The following is an 18,661-nucleotide window of genomic DNA, read 5'->3' as shown; positions in this document are numbered from 1 at the left end:
ATTCTTTCTCGTGAATTATCTTGTTTATTCAGATTTTTATACTTGTGAATTTCATCCCATAGCACCTTACCAATCCATGGCTTATTCATCACCATCCCCCCATCTAATAAAATTCAGGAAAATATGTTATTTTACACGTATTCATTTTCATCATTATATATGTTTTATAATAATAAAAAAGACATTGTCTTTTTATCAAAGACAATGCTTTTTTAGTTTTATACTTGTACTTGTTGTACTTGTAAAACTTTTAAAGTAAGATCCAGTACAATTTTTTCACGAAGAGTATCAAATGGTTCGTTTAGGTCTGTTGGACAAGGTGAAAAGTCTAATTCAAAAAATTGAGCGCTGACTAATTCGCAATACGGTTGTTCATTATAAAAAACTGTATTTTCGAAGAAGTATTTGTCTAAACGTGGTAGATCACCATTTTTAGGATTAATAAAATGAGAAGTAGTATCTGAGGAAGCAGCCACTATAGCCTGTGATAGAAAATCACCAGCTGTTAAATCAGCAAAACCAGAAAATGGAACATTAGCAATGCGGTCATATAGCACTCCATTACACTCGTCATTTGCATATTCAATGTTTTTACGAATATATCCTTGTACAAATAACTTTGCTCTTGTAACTCGGCGGTAAGGTGTACCTGGTACTGGAGTAAATGCTACAGGAACTAACTTACATTGTGTTAAAAATGCATTTTTTAAGATTCGTTTAATTTCAACTGCTGGAGGATCTAATGAAATATCAGATTCTACAACAATTTGAATCGTTCTTTCTGCTAATACAACTGGTATTTTTACAATTGGTGCTCCTGGAGTAGTAATTGGCGTTGCAGGTGCATCACTTAATGGTGTTTGAGTTTGTCCTGCTACCTGACATGGTACATTAATTGGGCATTGTTCACTCATATTTTATAATCTCCTTTATAAAAAAATTAGAGTTTTTTAACTCTCTTTACTGTATATGTACTTTTTCTATTAATGCGTGGGTTTGTATCATAGTCACTTTTATCATTTGCAAATAAAGATTGTATTCTATCTTTAATATTCAAATACACACAGTTTAATATAATTAGTTTTTATGAATACTTACCTATTTAAAAAATTCTTAACTATTATCGCGGAAAAATACCATAATATGTTGATTAAGTTCAATAGTAAAAAAGATAACCATATTTTCGAAGAAACTTTCAAAAATCTATTCTTAAATTTATTAAGACAAATAAAATTAATTTTGTTAATTTCTTCATTCCATAATATCTATGCAACAGCAAATTAATATTGGATGCACCTTATTGTTAAAAAATAAAAACCGACTTTTTCAAGTCGATTTTTATACCCAATTTGTAATTTTAAAAAAGAGTAATTAACACGAATTTTATAGGATTTTCTAGACTTTTTCTGTTGTACAATTGTACAAATTCATTCATTTACCTATTATCCACAAAATAAGCATCATACGCCTTATCAAAAACATATCCTAGCTTTTCTGCTAGTTTAGCAGACGTAGTATTCGCTGCATCCCAATTTGGATATATCCCTTTTTCTAAACAATCCAAGATTAACGCCGCACTAACTATAGTTGCTAACCCTTTTCTTCTATGATTGTGATCAGTCGCCACTTCAATTTCAATGCCATTATCATAAATACTATACGATGATGCTCCACATACAACTTCATCTTTATATAAAATGCTATAACCTATACCTCGGTTTATATAATCTTCCATCGTTTGAAATTGACTTGTAAAATCTTCAGAGACCTTATGTAATGTGGGAATATTTACGATATGTTCATCTATTTTTTGTAACTCGTATCCTTTTGGAAGCGCTGATATGAAAGATTGTAATTTTGAATGATTAAAAACTTCCGCATTCCGTTTGAATTTATAGCGTAAAAACTTATCTATTTTTCTTTCGTAACATGTTTCTAAACGCTTTTTCCACTCTTCACTATTTACGATTACTAACATTCTATCAGGAATGTTACGTACTAATTCTTCAGTTTCTTTCGCATTCGAATCACCAGCGTAAAATGTAAAGATCCCTACCGTAACTTGCGCTACTGTTGGATTTTCAAGATCATTTACCCAAGCAGTACCCATATGTCCTTGTAAATAAGAAAGTAAAACAACGTTATTGAAATCTTCGAACATAGTAACTAATTTTTCTCTTGTATGTATATTCGCTTCATATATCATTTACATTCCTGCTTTCTTTAGAATCAATGTACCCCTACTTTTTTCATAAGTCCTTTTATTCTACATATAAGCAAATGTCTACTAAAATCCATATAATTATAAATTATTCATAAATATAAAATTATTATAACATCTAATCAAAAAAGTGAAATTTTCTTTTTCAATTTTAAAACATACATCTTTACATCTAAATAAAGCCTATTTATTGAAAAACTTTTTCACATATACCAAACTCATCTAAATAACTGTAAGATTAATTTATAAATAGACTTTTTAAGGGGGATTATAAAATGTCTGATTTCTATTCTCGTCTTTCAAAAAGTGATGCCGCTGTTCTTCTAGTGGATCATCAAACTGGGCTTATTTCTAGCCTAGTGCGTGACTATGGTGTTGATGAGTTCAAAAACAATGTTTTAGCACTTGCTAACACCGCTAAGTTTTTTGATTTACCGGTTATTTTAACAACTAGCTTCGAAGATGGTCCTAATGGCCCACTCATGCAAGAATTAATTGAATTTTTTCCAAATGCGCCTAAAATAGCGCGTCCTGGACAAATTAACGCATGGGACAATGATGAATTTGTAGAAGCTATTGAAGCAACAGGGAAAAAACAGCTAATAATCGCTGGCGTAGTTACTGATGTTTGTGTTGCATTCCCAGCGCTATCTGCTGTAAATGCAGGGTATGAAGTGTTTGTTGCAACTGATGCATCTGGAACTTTTAATAAACAAGTCGCTGATGCCGCTCTTATGCGTATGGCTCATGGAGGAGTCCAACTAATGAATTGGTTTAGCGTTGCAGCTGAATTACAGCGTGACTGGCGAAATGATGTTGAAGGCTTTGGAGCTTTACTAGCTAAGCATCTTCCAAGTTATCAAAATATCATCGGAAGCTATATGGGAGCTCAAAAAGAATTTAGTAAATAACACAATCATTAATTAATCTTGATAAAGGTTACCAACAACTATTTACATAGTTAAAAAGGGCTACTTCAATAGTCCTTTTCTTATTTACTTTACTAACATTCATATTAACAAAGCTATTTTTTTCGTTAATACAATCCAATTCGTATATGTAAAAACCCCTCATTATTTTGCATGAGGGTTAATCAATCTAAATACGTTATATCTCTTTCTTAGAAGTAAAGGATTCTGTAGCACCATTTTTATATATTTTAGTCAACTTAATTACTGACTTGTACGTATTATTGTCATTTATTATCATCTTTCTCATCTCTTCTATTTCAACATTACCTGTTCCACTCTCGATTTTCAAACAGTTCGATATGTTAAGGTATCCACTCGATGCGAAAAGAATAATAAACGTAAGATCAGGGAAATTAATGAATAGTATTCCAAACTTTAATGGATTCGTAGCCGTATCAGATATAACTAATCGAAAGTTTAATAGTTCAGGCACTTGAACAAAATCTTTAGAAACTATCGCTTCACCTATTATAGTAATTTGCTTTACGACATTCCCAAGTTCATCTATAAATTCAGTACAACTAGGTGCATCAATTGTTTTTGCTTGCAGTGATAAATTCAATTCTGGATTGTGAAAGTCAAAAAAGAGTGTACTTCCCTCGGTTAAACATTTCGGACAAACATTTCCAAGTAAACTAAAATCCTCTTCAATAAATTTAACTTTCGTTTTACAACTACAAACTTTTCCTATTCGAATTGCATCAATCCTAGAGCAATCTACAAAAGTAACCTCATTGTCCTCTTGTACGAAGGATACGATACCATTCCTCTTATTAAATGAAAGAAAATAAGATACAACAATTTCGTTTCCGGCGATTACAATACTCTCAACTTTTGTAAAAGGCTCTAGACTTCGTAAAAATTCACAAATACTATTTTGGCAGCATTGATAATTTCGTTTCGGCTCACAACCCACTTACACTCCATCCCTTCCCTATATGTTTTATCTAATACATATAATATGAACGGAGTATAAAAAAGCTTGGACAATATAACTTTAACTCAGGAATATAGGTACTTACTTATCACATTAATAATGAAATTACGCCAATAATGAGTAATAGCACATAAATTTCCCTATAAATACATATAACAATTTCATCTTTCATGAAAAAAACGTTATAATAAGGTGTAGCCTCTACGATTACGTTATAAAGGAGAATAAAACAATGGCTAAAATTAAAGTATACCAAGCAAAAGAAGAAAATATGGATGCAGTAAAGAACATCATTGATGTTGAGGAACAAAACCCAACTGCTGAAAACTTACAAAATCTATATGCATGTGTATTAGAAACAGAAGATATGGCATTGCCTGAATCATACATTGAAGAAGATATCTTAATTGATTCTATGGAAGTGATGGTTAACGCTTCTCAAAACAAACTAAGAGACTTAGGTGCATACGATGTAATCGAAGTTCAAAACAAAGGTAAGAAAACACAAATTTTATTATTAGCAGACGAAGAATACGAAATTATCGAAGGCTAATCTAAATCCGTACATACGAAAAAGCTCCTTTCCAATTGGAAAGGAGCTTTTTCATTACGCTTTTGATGTTTCACTCTTTTTATTCGTTTGTTTTTTCTTAATTACCATACGCTCATTTCCCATAAAGAAAATAAATATGAATGCTAGACCTGCTGGTACTAATGCCCACATAAATGTTTGAACAATGGAGCTAGAAAGAGCGTCAATAATTTTATCTAATATTTGCGGTGGGATTTGAGATCTTGCCGATGCTGATAGAATAGCTCTTGAATCTCCTAAAGCGTTTGTATTCATTCCTCCGCTCATACCTTTAAAAGCTTCTTCTAATTGATCTTGGAAACCTGTTCTTTGAATCATTCCGAAGATTGTAATACCTAGTGTCATTCCTAATGAACGAATGAAATTACTCGTTGAAGTTGCAGATCCACGCTGTTCCATACCGAAGTTGTGAATAGCTGCCATACTTAGTACAGAGAATGAGAAACCTACTCCAAATCCAATGATAATCATATAAACCGTTAATAATATTCGACTTGTTTCTGGCGTTAATGTGCTTAATAAGAATAGTCCAATTAGCATAATAACAGCAGAAATAATCATAATGTTTCGGTAGCTAAGCTTCGTCGTTAAAAATCCACCTAACTGCGCTGTTACGACTGATCCTAACATCATCGGTAAAAGTAATAATCCCGAATTTGTTGCGCTACCGCCATATACACCTTGAATAAATAACGGAATATATACAGTTGCGGACATAAACGCAGCGCCGTAACATAATGCAATAATGGTACTCATTCCGAATAAACGTTGTTTAAACATTTCAAATGAAATGATTGGTTCTTCTACTTTACGTTCAATAAAAATAAATGCAATAATTAAAATAGCGAATCCGCCAAATAAACTTAAAATAAAGCTAGAATCCCAGTCATACTTTTGTCCACCAAGTTCGAGCGCAAACATTAACGAAACTACTGCACCAACTAAAGTAATTGCGCCAAACCAATCAATTTTTTGCTTTCTATGAACTCGTGACTCTTTATAAAAGAATGTAATAAAAATAAGTGCTAAAACGCCAAGCGGTAAGTTAATATAAAACACCCAGTGCCAACTAATATAATCCGTAATATATGCGCCAAGTAATGGCCCGAAAATACTTGATAAACCAAATACTGCTCCGAATAGTCCACCCATTTTCCCACGCTTTTCAGGAGGGAAAATATCAAAAACGATAGTAAACGCGATCGGCACTAATGCCCCGCCCCCAATACCTTGAATGGCACGGTAAATACCTAACTGTGTAATATTTTCAGCAGTACCACAAAGTGCCGAACCAATCATAAAGACGATTAATCCAAAAATAAAGAATCTCTTTCTACCATACATATCTGATAGTTTACCGAAAATCGGCATACCCGCCATTTCTGCGACCATATAGGCAGAAACGACCCATACAAAGTTTTCAAGGCCTCCTAAGTCACCAACAATCGTTCCCATCGCTGTTACGACAATGGTATTATCCATTGATGCCATTAAAATACCTAGCAATAAGCCCGCCACAACAAATCCAAGCTTATTATTCTTCTCAACCATAACCGTGCTCTCCCTCGTACTACTTATATTTGTTTATGTTCTTTTACGACTGCATTACCCTTTTGATTAAAACTAGTATGATATTCTACAACACTAATTTCACAACCAGGGCCAATTGTAACGTTGTTTCCTCTCACTACTTCAGCAATCGTATGTTCTAAATATATATCATCTCCTTCAACAATTGAAGTTTGGAGGTTTCCAACATGACTAATAAAAGGAAGAAATCTCGCTTTTTTACGAATCGTAATTTTTTTACCACCAATTTCTCTTACCTTACTTCCTTCATAGCGAAGTGAGATTTGAATATTTTCAGCATTTAGTAATCCATCACTTTCAAGACCACCAGTTAATGATAAATGTTCTACTTCAATATCTCCCTTCACATTTAAGGCACCTTTTACATCGACAAAATCACCTGAAAACTTTCCTGCAATATCTATCATACCTCTAACTTTTGTTTTTTCAATATGTGCATCACCATAAATTTGTGTATTACCATATACTTTTACATATTCCGCATCTACATTTCCTTGTACTTCGCTATCTCCATACACAACATAATTTTTCACTTTCATATCACCGCGTACATCACTCGTGCCATATGTTTTAAATTCATTACAACTCATATCATTCGTAATTGTTCCTTCACCGCGAATCTTCACTTTATTATAATCTCCGCCTGCTGAATTACCGGAACCATTTACTGTGAGACTATGTAGATGTTCCATATTACTTACTCCCTCCCATTAAACCTGCTTAATTTCTTTTACATTTGCGCTTTTATCAACGGTAAGCACACCGGTATATTCAATGAGTTCAATCTCACAGTTCGGTCCTACTGTAACATTATTTCCTCTTACCGTTCTTATGTGAGCATAATCAATATCGATATTGTCACCTTCAAGCAGCTCAGCTTCTAACTGCAAGCCAAATACTGTTTTAAATAGCCTACTAAATGTACCTGATCTATGTCTTACTTTAATCGTTTGACCACCAATTTCTTTCGCTCGACATGTACCGTGAATATTAATATTTATTTCATCTGCGCTTAATAATCCGCCAATTGTAAATTGTCCTTCTGAAGAAAAAGTATCTACTTCACAATTACCGTCAATTGTCGCTTGACCATTGACTTTAAATTCTTCACCAGTGACATTTCCACCTATCGTACCTTTTCCTGCAATTTTCAAACTGTTTGCCTTTACATTTTGCGTAATTGTTGCTTTTCCATCAATTCGCATCGTTTCAGCATGAACTGTGCCATCGACTTTACCTGATCCGCTAATTCGCGCACTACTACTTTTCAAATCGCCTGTAACTGCACCGTAACCGTTACATTCAAATTGCTCACATTCAACATTTCCATGCACAGTTCCTTTTCCGTTTAATTGCACTTTATGAAACTCGCCGCCATTCGATGAACCGTAACCATTTATAATCAAATTATCTGTACGCATACTTTTTCCTCCACTACAACAGTTTCTTTTTTAATGCTTCTGTATATTTCATAATCGCTTCGCTTAAAACGATTTTGGTGCCTTTTTCAAAAATTAAATCGTCCACGTTTGAAACTAATAAACATGTAGAAATCCCTAACTTTCGGACAATGATTAAGTCACAAGTTTTATGTTTAATTGCTTCATAATTTTCACGTAAAACTTGCAAGACCATTTTTCCTTCTTCTAAACTAATCTCTCCCGATTGTAGTAATTCTTCTAACATGTACACATAAAGAATATCTACAAATTGAAACTCTGTTGTTTTATTCGTTTGTTCTATGAAGAATTGTAGAACTGTTTCTGATGCAATCTCCTTACGTAAAATGTCTTCCTTTGTTAAAAGAATTTCTCTCACACTCGGTGAAAACATATTCGCTAGTTCATCAAGTGATAGATCCTCTTTCATCGTTTGGATTTTATCAATACGCTCTAATATCTTTTCTTTCGGAAAAAATGTCTCTTGACCCGTGAACGTTGACTTTCGTACAAACCAATCTTCCGGTATTAAATTTTTTCTTTTCCACCTATATAACTGTCCGTATGAAATACCAGTTAGTTCTAATAAATCTTTTTTTGAAATTAAATCTGTACTCAACTGTATAACACTCCTTCCTGATAACAATGTAACATAACACTGTTACGCTGTAAATGCCCTTTTACCAGAAGTAGCGTAACAATGTGTAAAACAAACCTGTTTCACACACAAAAATAGGGTTCTCACGCATCCTATAAAATACGTAAAAACCCTTATACATCAACATGTAAACCATATCTCATAAAAATCAATCCACCCTTGTGAATTAATCATTATATTTTGTACTTTTTCGTGAGAAGTTACTTGTTGTTTGTTACGGTATAAAGGAATAATATGAATTTGACGTAACAAAGTGTCTTCAATATTGCGTAACAATGTAACTCTTTGCTCTAATTGTTCTTGTTTAAAATACTGGAACAATGTTTTATGAAAGTCCATGCTACTTTGCCCATGAATAAAACTATTTTTTGTAAGAAACATATATAGCAGACTATCTTCTATTCTTTCGCTAATCGTTGCACTATCATGCATCATATCAGCTTTTTGTATCGTACTTATTTCCAATAGCTCTTCTACTTCAAGAAAATTATTTTCTACACGAATCCCGTACTTCGCACACTCTTTTTGTATCCATTGTGCATCTTCAACATGATCTCGCCCTGTAAATGTGTAGAGTTGTAGCACTTCATTATGATACGTACTACTTTTAATTAAACTTTCTATATCTTGTTCAATCTCTACTATACTTTCCCCTGCTAATATTAGTTTCTTTGCCACTTCTCCACGCTCTCCGCCAAGTTCTTGAACGATTGTATGACCATGAATAATTTTATATAGCGCCTTTCGAAACAGCCCATCTTGCATTGGGCCTTCTTTTACAAGATTACACGTTACATATGTCACGTTCGATTCAAGCCGAGACAACTCTTTAATAGGCTTTTCTTTATCTTTATACTTCGCCTTTACTAACACGTCATACGTGTTTACATTTTTCTCTACATTCAATAGTTCAATTCGGTCAAGAAAAGGTCTTTCACGATAATATAGATCATGTACTCCTAAAACAAATAAATGTGCATTCTTTTCGCATAATTTAAAAGGGCCTGTTCCAATGAGGTTTCCCGCTTCATCTTCATTTACGATAGAACACTGTTCTGCACTTAGCATATGTAAGAACATCCTATTTTCCGTATATAATTGAATTTCAACAACATATTCATCTTTTGCACGAAAACTTTCAACGTGGTGTAACATCCATGCATGTGGGTTGTTTTCAGCTTTCATAAATCGATTCAATGAATGTATAACATGATGTGCAGTAAGTCGTTTTCCATTATGAAGGTGAACACCTTTTCGTAAATAAAAAGTCCATATCTTTTCAGCGTCATTATATTCCCAGTGAAAAGCAATCTTTGGCTCTATACAATTTGTTTCCTCATTAATATATACAAGTGTATCAAAAATATGTTTAACCATATGACATTCGGAACGCATCGTAGCGTAAACCGGATCTAAAGCAATATCTAGATTCATTTGTACTTGTAAACGAAGGACATCTCTTCTCCCTTCGGATGTCCTTTCTATTTGATGACCAAATATTGAATCCACCCAAGCCACATACTCTTTTCTTACTAACGGAAATTGTGAGCTGTAGCGTTCCACAAATGAGATTCCACTTTTCACATCCCCTTTTTTCGTTAGTTCTTTTCCTCTCTCTAAAATTAATGTCATCGGTTGCTTTTGAAATATTAATTTAGAACAATTTCCTCTCCCGCGCCCTGGAAACCAAGCAATCCAACGTAGTTCTTCTAATTTTTTTATTATTAATTTACTATTACGCTCCGTACAAAATAATGTTTCTGCTATCATTTTTACTGTTACTTCTAATTGTTCTCCTTCTTGTCTCTCTTTACCATAGGCACACCATAGTTCAATATATTGATCTAAAATAAACATCATAATCCCCCTAAAAGGTGAAAAATAGCCCCTTTTGTTTCTACCCTTTTTCCATTTCTCCCCTTTTTCCATTTCTCCTTTCATCTTATCATTTCAATATAGAAAGGAGGAATTAATATTGAACAATCTCTTACTACGTTATAATAAACCCATTATTATTAGAATTTTTGGTGAATTATTAACCCGAACGACTGAATCTATGTTAGCTCTCATTATGATTATTTACGTTAATAAAATGTTAAACGGTAATATAATAATCACTATGCTCATTTTTGGACTACAACCTCTTTCAGACATTGTATTTACACTTATTGCTGGAGGAATTACTGATAAATATGGGCGAAAGAAAATTATGTTACTCGGTTTATTGTTGCAAGGCGTTGCAATCGGCAGCTTCGTCTTTGCTCAATCTGTTTTTATATTTGCTTTGCTATACGTCATAAATGGGGTTGGTCGTTCCTTATATATTCCCGCTCAACGTGCACAAATTGCTGATTTAACAGAACAAAAACAGCAAGCAGAAATTTTTGCTCTTCTGCATACGATGGCTGCAATTGGTTCCGTAATCGGTCCAATAATTGGTGCTATCTTTTATCATACTCACCCTGAATATTTATTTATAATGCAAAGCATTACACTTATGATATATGCAGTAGTTGTATGGACGCATCTTCCAGAAACTGCTCCAGTACTTACAACACCAAAGCAAAAACTTGAAGTATCATCTCCAAAACAATTTATACACAAACATTACGCCGTTTTAGGACTTATGATTACTACACTTCCTATTAGTTTTTTTATGCACAAACCGAGACAAATTATCGCATTTTCGCCAAACATATATTTCCGGATTTCGTATTCATACTCGCTTTTATTTCAACATGCAAAGCTATTATGGAAATCTTCCTGCAAGTTTTCCTTGTGAAATGGTCTGAACGATTTTTTATGGCGAAAAGTATTCTTATTTCTTACACTTGCTATACGATAGCTGCAATTGGCTACGGGCTTTCAGCAACAATCTCGTCACTATTTTTCACATTACTCTTTTTAGTCATTGGGGAAAGTATTGCTTTAAACCATTTACTTCGATTCGTTTCAGAAATCGCTCCTACAGATAAACGTGGATTGTATTTTTCAATTTACGGGTTACATTGGGATATAGCTCGAACGTGCGGTCCTGTACTTGGTGCGGTTTTATTAAGTAAACTAAACGGTAGTATGCTATTTTATATTTGTGCTTGTTTCTTAATAATTGGGGGCATTATTCAAGCTCTTTTTATCCAAAATTTAGAACAGAAGAAAAGAAGCAATTCAAAAAAATACTTTAAAGCATCACCATCGCATTTTATAAGAGGTACTTGCTTATTTACAGTAAACTAAAAAAGATGTCACATAGTCATCGATTATGACTTTTGTGACATCCTCTTTTTTATTACCCTGCCATTTTATTAATGCTATCCTCTGGCGAAAATACCGAAATATGATTTACCTTACCAGTCGATTTTGGAATAATGAATTTTAACTCAAACTGATTGTTTACTTTATGTACATATATTTTGTCTTCCCCATTTACTTTAACTGAAGCTGGTTTTCCTAATGCTTTCTCTATTTCTTGTAATGTAATTGATTTTAGTTCTGCATGATAGGAGCGTACATCAAAAACTTGTGATCCTTTATTAAAACCGAAGGAAACATTTTTATTTGTAAAAGTTGCATACATTCCGTTACCTGCTTGTTCCGTTGTATCTGCTTTCCCCCAAGTTTTTTCTATTTCTTCAATATCTCCTGTATGTGCTGCGAACGGAACGTTAGGTACTTTTCCTTCTTTCGCTAGTTCGAACAAATCTTTAACGTGGTTAATTGATTTTTGATTTATTACTGTATCTTTGGTGCTTGAATCTGTGTTTGGTTTTGTTGATCTTTCATTATTTGATTTTGCATCAGGTTCTTTCTTTTCTTCAGTAGAATTATTCTGTTCGTTTTTACTATTTTCCGATGTTTGGTTTGTTTCTTTTTTTTCGTCTGTCCCTTTACATGCTGCTAATGCAACTATGCATGTAAAAGCGAGAAATAACATACTTATCTTTACATACACTTTCATACATTTCAGCCCCTTATTATAATCTTATTTATTTCGATAACCAATTTATTACACTACTTTTTAAATTGTGTTTGTTCCAAAAAGTAAATACTTCACTCTCACCCAATGTTTGTACAACATATTCTACAAAAGCTGTTCCTAAAAAATAACCGAGTCGGTTGTATCCAAAATACTGTCCGCCAGATAACCGAAACCACTCTTTCTCTTTTTCAAACGTCCATCCTTCTATATAATCTTCCAAAAAACGATTCTTTATTTGTTTTTCATTTTCTATATAACATTGTAACCAACGTTCTCCATCATTGTTATATGAGTAATACACTGATTCATTTAAACCTTTCATAATTTGCTTTGATAAATAGGTTGCAACACCTTCGCGATACAAATTAACTGTCGCATCGGCCCACTCAGCTTTCCCCCAGTCCATTCCATCATTTTGTAACATAACATTATGATATATATGTCCTATTTCGTGAGCGACAATAACGCGAAGATGATTCGAATCTGGAGATAATTTTTCTGCCGCAAAAAATATATCTCCAATAATTTCTCTCTCTACAAATGCATTAGAGCCAAATCCTCCAACGAATATATGATATGTTAAGTCTATATTAAAACCAAATTGGATGTAATAACTCTTACTAACCTCTTGAATAATTCGTGGTAAAGTTTCCGAAATAATATGTATATCTTCTAGTTTTGCTAGATATTTTTCAATCGCACTACAAAGACGCTCTTCCGTCTTAGGGCAGTGAAATTTAAAATACTCTTTAAATATTTCTGGGTACCTATTATAATATTTATTCAAGTCACATAATCCTATATCATTGCTTTCCAAAAGCTTTAAAAAGCTTGGAATTGTATTGTTAATCATCTTATTCATCCCCTTGTGTATACCTTCTTTCCTTATTTATTACATTGCTTCTACTTTAACTTATAAATAACGGTCACCAAATTCACTTTAAATAAAAAAATGAAAGATGTCGCTACACAAAAAAGTTCTTTATTAAATAATAGTATAAAAACCACATTTTAATAAAAAACTTTTACATTACATCGTTATATACAATTATTAAAATTATTTTTTGCACGGTATGCAGTAGAAAATAAATTTGTTTTTCTGAATACAAATTGATATTTCGCTTCATTTCTGTACTATTAAAGATGTTAATAAGCATATAATCCACATAAAAATTTTTCTAATTTCTTTTATCGTACTAAATAATACAAATGACCTACATTAGTTTATTTGCTTCTTAGAAAACGAATTTTTTCTATTCATATTACGCAAGAAAGTGAAAAATTAAAGGAGAAGTTTTGAAATTCAATCCTACTCTCAAAAATCAAAATCATACCTATTTAAAATACATCCAAATTATGATATTTTTATATTACTAAAAATTAGACAAATCTCCACCCATCCCTCTTCAATCAGTTAAATCTTTTATTATTTTTTAACACTAGCAATGTTGAATTCATCAAGACCATTGTCCTACTAAAACTACTTTAACTAGATTTTTTTAAGTTCAAGTGTATTGGGAAGGTTTTCAACATATCAATTCATGTTTGCTCTATTTTTTGCATGTATAAAATTAAGAAGTTGTATATAATCATTTTCTTGTCCAATATCAAATCTTTTTCCATCAATAATTTTGCCATACACGTTCTTTGTCTTAAGTAAAGACTCTATTGCGTCAGTTAGTTGATACTCACCTCCGTGCCCAGGCTCAATCTTTTTTAACACTTGAAATATATTTGGCGTAAAAATATACCGTCCGACAACAGCAAGATTAGATGGAGGATTTACTTTCGGTTTTTCAACAATATTTGTAATCTGAATATAGTCTTCTTTAACACTATCTCCTTTAACAATTCCGTATCTATCCAAATCTTCAACTGGTACAGTATGGATACCTAACACACTACTTTTTGTCTCTTCGTATACCTTGATTAGTTGATTTAAGGGGGTTTCTTTATTAGAAATTATGATATCATCTGGCAAAAGCACTGCAAAGGGATGCTTACCAATAAATGTTTCTCCTAATTTTATTGCCTCACCAAGTCCTTTCGCATACGGTTGCCTTACATAATGAATTTGTATATTAGGGATATTATATTTTTTTAATAACTCCACCTTTTGTTCCCTTTCTAAAAATGCCTCTAGTTCTAATGAATAATCAAAGTAATCAACTATTAAGTTCTTTCTACTTGAAAGAATGATTAATATTTGTTCAATCCCTGATTTCACAGCTTCTTCTACAATATAATGAATTGCAGGTTTATTACCTATTGGAAACATTTCTTTCGGAACTACCTTTGTAATAGGAAGGCTTCTTGTACCATAACCAGCAGCTGGAATGATCGCTTTTTTTATCATTTCCCTTTCTCCCCCCTTCTTCTACATGCTTTCAATACTATATTCAGGAAACCCCTTAACCGCGCATCACAAATTTAAAAAAGGCTCCTATCTTACATCGACTGTATGAATAGGCCTTTTCCTATGTCACCATTTTAACTTGTCCGCTAATATACTGTAAAAACTAGTATTAACTATAGAAAGGTGACTTGCCGTATGAATATATGTATTATAGGATCTGGTTATGTTGGACTCACATCAGCAGCAGTTTTAGCCGATTTGGGGCATTCTATTATTTGTGTCGATAAAGATCATAATAAAATCCAAGCTCTTCAGAACGGAGAATGCCCAATTTACGAACCAGGTTTAAAAGAACTTATTCAAAAGAATCGAAAACAACTAAAATTCCAGCATGATATTAGTCTAGCTATACAACAATCATCAGTTATTTTTATCGCTGTAGGAACTCCTTCTACCCCCAGTGGAAAGACAGATTTAAAATATTTATACTCTGTTATTGATTTATTAGTTCCAACAATAACAGAGTATAAAACAATTATTACCAAAAGTACAATTCCACCTGGAACGAATCAACATTTATATGAAATGCTCATCAAAAATGGTGTACCTTCATTTCTATTTAATATTGTTTCTAACCCAGAATTTCTCCGTGAAGGATCTGCTGTTCAAGATATGCTTTTTCCAGATCGAACTATTATTGGTATCCAAAAAAATGATACAACGTCATTAAAAGTTATGCAGAACATATATGAAAAGATTAATGCTCCATTCATTTGTACGGGCTTAAGAGAGGCAGAATTAATTAAATATGCAGCCAATGCATTTTTAGCTACAAAAATATCCTTTATAAATGAAATCGCCCGAATTTGTGACGCGTATCACATTGATGTTAATGAAGTAGCAAATGGAATTGGCTACGATTTTCGAATTAATCCCCATTTCCTTCAGGCAGGAATGGGATATGGAGGATCGTGTTTTCCAAAAGATTTACATTCACTCATATATACTGCAAATGATAAACAGATAACAGTTCCTATTTTACAAGCTGTACAATCCATTAATTCTACACAGATTGACCTCTATATTGAAAAAATTAAAAATGTCATAAAAGTACAATCTTCAAATAAAGTAACTATTTTAGGAATTTCCTTCAAACCAAACACTGATGATATTCGTAGTTCACTCGCTGTAAAACTTCTTGAAAAATTACTTCCTCTTGGTTACAACCTTCATGCGTATGATCCAAAAGCATCTCTTCCTCCACATTTGAAAAAACAAGTTTTTCAACATAATAACCTACAATCCTCAATAACAAATTCTGATTGTATAGTTCTTGCCACAGAATGGGACGAATTTAAAAAAATTAATTGGCAACAAGTGAAACAATTAATGAAAGGATGCACAATTGTGGATGGACGAAATTGTATTGATAAAGATGAAATAGAGCAGTGCGGTTTACACTATATAGGAGTTGGTCGCTCATGAAAATACTTGTAACAGGAGCCGCCGGTTTTATTGGTTCTCATTTATGTCAAGCATTACTTGAAAATAAGTCATATCATGTAATGGCTATTGATCACTTTATTGGCCCTACCCCACAGACTTTAAAAACAGATAATATTCGGACCCTCCAAAAGAATCCACGATTTCAATTCATTAGAGAAAATATATTAACTGCAGATTTAACCAGCCTTTTAAAAGATGTGAAAATCGTATATCATCTAGCTGCTATTCCTGGTGTAAGAACAAGTTGGGGAAAAGATTTCCATCCTTATGTAACCAATAATATACTTGCTACACAATATTTACTTGAAGCATGTAAAGAGATAAAGTTAGAGAAATTCATTCATATATCAACATCTTCTGTTTATGGAGAAAAATTTGGGAGAGTTTCTGAAGACTTACTACCCAATCCACTTTCTCCGTATGGTGTCACAAAATTAAGTAGTGAACACCTATGCCATATTTATCACAAAAATTTTCATATACCAATTGTGATTTTAAGATATTTTACTGTTTACGGACCTAGACAACGACCGGACATGGCATTCCACAGATTAATTAAACAAATACTAAAAAATAAACCTCTCACAATATTTGGTGACGGCACACAAACACGTGATTTTACCTATATCGATGACTGTATACGAGGAACCATTGCTGCTTTAGAGACAAGCGAAGATATAATAGGAGAAGTTATAAATATCGGTGGAACAGAACGATCTTCCGTTTTGAATATCATTTCTACACTAGAAAAAATATCAGGTAAATCAGCAAATAAAATTTTTCTAAAATCAATTCCTGGCGAACCAAAACAAACATGGGCAGATATATCTAAAGCTAATAAATTGTTGCAATATCGTCCTGTTGTTTCTTTAACTAATGGATTGGAAGCAGAATATAAGTATATAAAACAACTCTATAAAGGAGATTAGTTCATGAAAATTGCATATATATGTACTGAAAAATTACCTTCTCCAGCAATTAAAGGTGGTGCAATTCAAATGATGATTGATGGAGTATCACCCTATATATCACAAGAATTTGAACTTACTATTTTCTCCATTTCAGACCCAAGTCTTCCAGAACAATCAACACATGATAATATTCATTACGTGTATTTCCCCCAAATAAATTATGAACAGAATGTTATCAAGGCACTTCAATCCAATACCTTTGATATTATACACGTTTTTAATCGCCCCAAAAATATTCCCTTATATCAACAAGCTTCTCCAGACAGTAAATTTGTATTAGGCCTTCATAACGATATGCTTGCTGAACACAAAATATCCATTCCTGAAGGCAACTTCATTACTGAAATAGTTACAGCTATCGTTACTGTTAGTAACTATATTAAAGAAACAGTAATTGAAAGATTCCCACAAGCTGAACATAAAATTTCGGTTGTTTACTCTGGTGTAAACATAAAAACATCTCCTCCAATTTGGACGCGCAAAGGACAAGAAATTAGAAATGAATTTCGTAAAAAATACTCTATCCAAGATAAAAAGGTGATTCTATTTGTTGGGAGATTGACCAAAAATAAGGGACCAGATATACTCATCCATGCCATGAAAGAGATTGTTAAAGTCCATAAAGATGCGGTACTCGTTATAGTTGGAGGTAAATGGTTTAGTGATAACAGAGTAAATAAATATATAAAAAAATTGCATAAACTTGCTAAACCTATTAAAGAACACGTAATTTTCACTAAATTCATACCAGCGGATCAAATTCATAATATTTTTTTAATGGGAGATATTTTTGTTTGTAGCTCGCAATGGCATGAGCCATTAGCACGTGTGCATTACGAATCAATGGCTGCTGGAATCCCCATTATTACAACAAACCGTGGTGGAAATGCAGAAGTTATAACGGACGAACATAACGGCTGTTTAATTGAAGAATATAATAATCCAAAAGAGTTTTCTAGGCTTATCCAAGCTTTGTTATCTCAACCAGAATTCGCAAAATTGATGGCTCAAAATGGCAGGCAGATAGTTGAAAAAAACTTTACATTTAAGCATACAGCTAATAAGTTAAAACAAGTATATAATCAAGTGACAATACAAAAAAAACAACCTGTAGAAAATATCCTGCGTCCAATTAAAATTCATTTTATATAAAATGAGACTTTAAACAATGTTTTCCTGCTTATTTTCAGTTGTACTACTTGAAATTTTACAGGATGTGGGATGAAATTGAACTTATTGATGGATACATTTAGTATTTTTATTCCACAAAATAAACAAGAATATAATACAAATCCCCCCTAAGATAAAGGGGGGATTTGTATTATGCGTCGTCCTCTTCGTCCTCTTCGTCTTCTTCGTCTTCTTCGTCTTCTTCGTCTTCATCGTCTTCTTCGTCTTCTTCATCGTCTTCTTCATCTTCTTCATCTTCTTCATCTTCTTC

General features: G+C 32.8%; 16 protein-coding genes and 1 pseudogene. 6 read left to right on the top strand and 11 right to left on the bottom strand.

The annotated features are described in order from the left end of the window. Positions 1-218: 218 nt before the first annotated feature. Both ACXY7N_RS18955 and ACXY7N_RS18950 read right to left on the bottom strand, forming a co-directional pair. Complete coding sequence (locus ACXY7N_RS18955; protein ID WP_016087482.1) at positions 219-914, bottom strand: CsxC family protein; 696 nt, start codon at positions 912-914, stop codon at positions 219-221. A 521-nt stretch (positions 915-1,435) separates the two neighbouring features. Then, the gene (locus ACXY7N_RS18950) at positions 1,436-2,206 is read right to left on the bottom strand and encodes a GNAT family N-acetyltransferase (protein ID WP_016087481.1); all 771 of its coding nucleotides are present in this window, start codon (positions 2,204-2,206) and stop codon (positions 1,436-1,438) included. Positions 2,207-2,496: 290 nt separating this feature from the next. Here ACXY7N_RS18950 and ycaC point away from each other — a divergent pair, with 290 nt between their 5' ends. Next, on the top strand, positions 2,497-3,132 hold the full coding sequence (gene ycaC, locus ACXY7N_RS18945) for an isochorismate family cysteine hydrolase YcaC (protein ID WP_016087480.1): 636 nt from the start codon (positions 2,497-2,499) through the stop codon (positions 3,130-3,132). Positions 3,133-3,328: 196 nt separating this feature from the next. Here ycaC and ACXY7N_RS18940 read toward each other — a convergent pair whose 3' ends face one another. Continuing rightward, positions 3,329-4,108 (bottom strand): BC_2878 family exosporium-associated protein, encoded by a 780-nt coding sequence (locus ACXY7N_RS18940; RefSeq protein ID WP_016087479.1) that lies wholly within the window; start codon positions 4,106-4,108, stop codon positions 3,329-3,331. A gap of 253 nt (positions 4,109-4,361) precedes the next feature. Here ACXY7N_RS18940 and ACXY7N_RS18935 point away from each other — a divergent pair, with 253 nt between their 5' ends. Continuing rightward, complete coding sequence (locus tag ACXY7N_RS18935) at positions 4,362-4,682, top strand: hypothetical protein (protein ID WP_001062728.1); 321 nt, start codon at positions 4,362-4,364, stop codon at positions 4,680-4,682. Positions 4,683-4,736: 54 nt separating this feature from the next. Here ACXY7N_RS18935 and ACXY7N_RS18930 read toward each other — a convergent pair whose 3' ends face one another. The 5 genes from ACXY7N_RS18930 to ACXY7N_RS18910 form a co-directional block, all read right to left on the bottom strand. Beyond that, entirely contained in the window at positions 4,737-6,272 is a 1,536-nt protein-coding gene (locus tag ACXY7N_RS18930) for an MDR family MFS transporter (protein WP_353811203.1), read from the bottom strand. 23 nt (positions 6,273-6,295) lie between these two features. Continuing rightward, positions 6,296-7,003 carry a hypothetical protein gene (locus ACXY7N_RS18925; RefSeq protein WP_016087477.1) on the bottom strand — a complete coding sequence of 236 codons (708 nt, stop codon included), beginning with the start codon at positions 7,001-7,003 and terminating at the stop codon, positions 6,296-6,298. An 18-nt stretch (positions 7,004-7,021) separates the two neighbouring features. Beyond that, positions 7,022-7,732: a bactofilin family protein gene (locus ACXY7N_RS18920; protein WP_016134738.1), complete on the bottom strand. Its 711-nt coding sequence runs from the start codon at positions 7,730-7,732 to the stop codon at positions 7,022-7,024. A 13-nt stretch (positions 7,733-7,745) separates the two neighbouring features. Then, positions 7,746-8,369, bottom strand: coding sequence for a YhbD family protein (locus ACXY7N_RS18915; RefSeq protein WP_116363392.1), 624 nt, complete (start codon positions 8,367-8,369; stop codon positions 7,746-7,748). A gap of 159 nt (positions 8,370-8,528) precedes the next feature. Continuing rightward, positions 8,529-10,265, bottom strand: a complete 1,737-nt coding sequence (locus tag ACXY7N_RS18910; protein ID WP_098486852.1) for an ABC transporter substrate-binding protein — start codon at positions 10,263-10,265, stop codon at positions 8,529-8,531. A 118-nt stretch (positions 10,266-10,383) separates the two neighbouring features. On the opposite strand from ACXY7N_RS18910, the pseudogene ACXY7N_RS18905 reads away from it, so the two are divergent. Further along, positions 10,384-11,616 (top strand): annotated as a pseudogene (locus ACXY7N_RS18905) (MDR family MFS transporter). A gap of 81 nt (positions 11,617-11,697) precedes the next feature. Here ACXY7N_RS18905 and ACXY7N_RS18900 read toward each other — a convergent pair. From ACXY7N_RS18900 to ACXY7N_RS18890, 3 genes are all read right to left on the bottom strand, one after another. Beyond that, positions 11,698-12,366, bottom strand: a complete 669-nt coding sequence (locus ACXY7N_RS18900) for a YjgB family protein (protein WP_488592554.1) — start codon at positions 12,364-12,366, stop codon at positions 11,698-11,700. 28 nt (positions 12,367-12,394) lie between these two features. Beyond that, complete coding sequence (locus ACXY7N_RS18895) at positions 12,395-13,240, bottom strand: DUF5700 domain-containing putative Zn-dependent protease (RefSeq protein ID WP_016134739.1); 846 nt, start codon at positions 13,238-13,240, stop codon at positions 12,395-12,397. 681 nt (positions 13,241-13,921) lie between these two features. Next, entirely contained in the window at positions 13,922-14,743 is an 822-nt protein-coding gene (locus ACXY7N_RS18890; protein ID WP_016087470.1) for a UTP--glucose-1-phosphate uridylyltransferase, read from the bottom strand. A gap of 195 nt (positions 14,744-14,938) precedes the next feature. On the opposite strand from ACXY7N_RS18890, the gene ACXY7N_RS18885 reads away from it, so the two are divergent. Genes ACXY7N_RS18885 through ACXY7N_RS18875 form a run of 3 tightly spaced genes read left to right on the top strand, consistent with a single transcriptional unit; the run spans position 14,939 to position 18,372 of the window. Continuing rightward, entirely contained in the window at positions 14,939-16,228 is a 1,290-nt protein-coding gene (locus ACXY7N_RS18885; RefSeq protein WP_016087469.1) for a UDP-glucose dehydrogenase family protein, read from the top strand. After that, positions 16,225-17,178 (top strand): NAD-dependent epimerase/dehydratase family protein, encoded by a 954-nt coding sequence (locus tag ACXY7N_RS18880; protein WP_116363390.1) that lies wholly within the window; start codon positions 16,225-16,227, stop codon positions 17,176-17,178. The genes ACXY7N_RS18885 and ACXY7N_RS18880 overlap by 4 nt, the downstream gene beginning before the upstream one ends. A gap of 3 nt (positions 17,179-17,181) precedes the next feature. Next, positions 17,182-18,372 carry a glycosyltransferase family 4 protein gene (locus tag ACXY7N_RS18875; protein ID WP_116363389.1) on the top strand — a complete coding sequence of 397 codons (1,191 nt, stop codon included), beginning with the start codon at positions 17,182-17,184 and terminating at the stop codon, positions 18,370-18,372. Positions 18,373-18,661: the final 289 nt, after the last annotated feature.

The organism is Bacillus sp. 5w2 (genome assembly GCF_054353775.1).
Note: the sequence above shows the minus strand (reverse complement) of the source record. Positions and strands in the feature narration are given on the sequence as shown.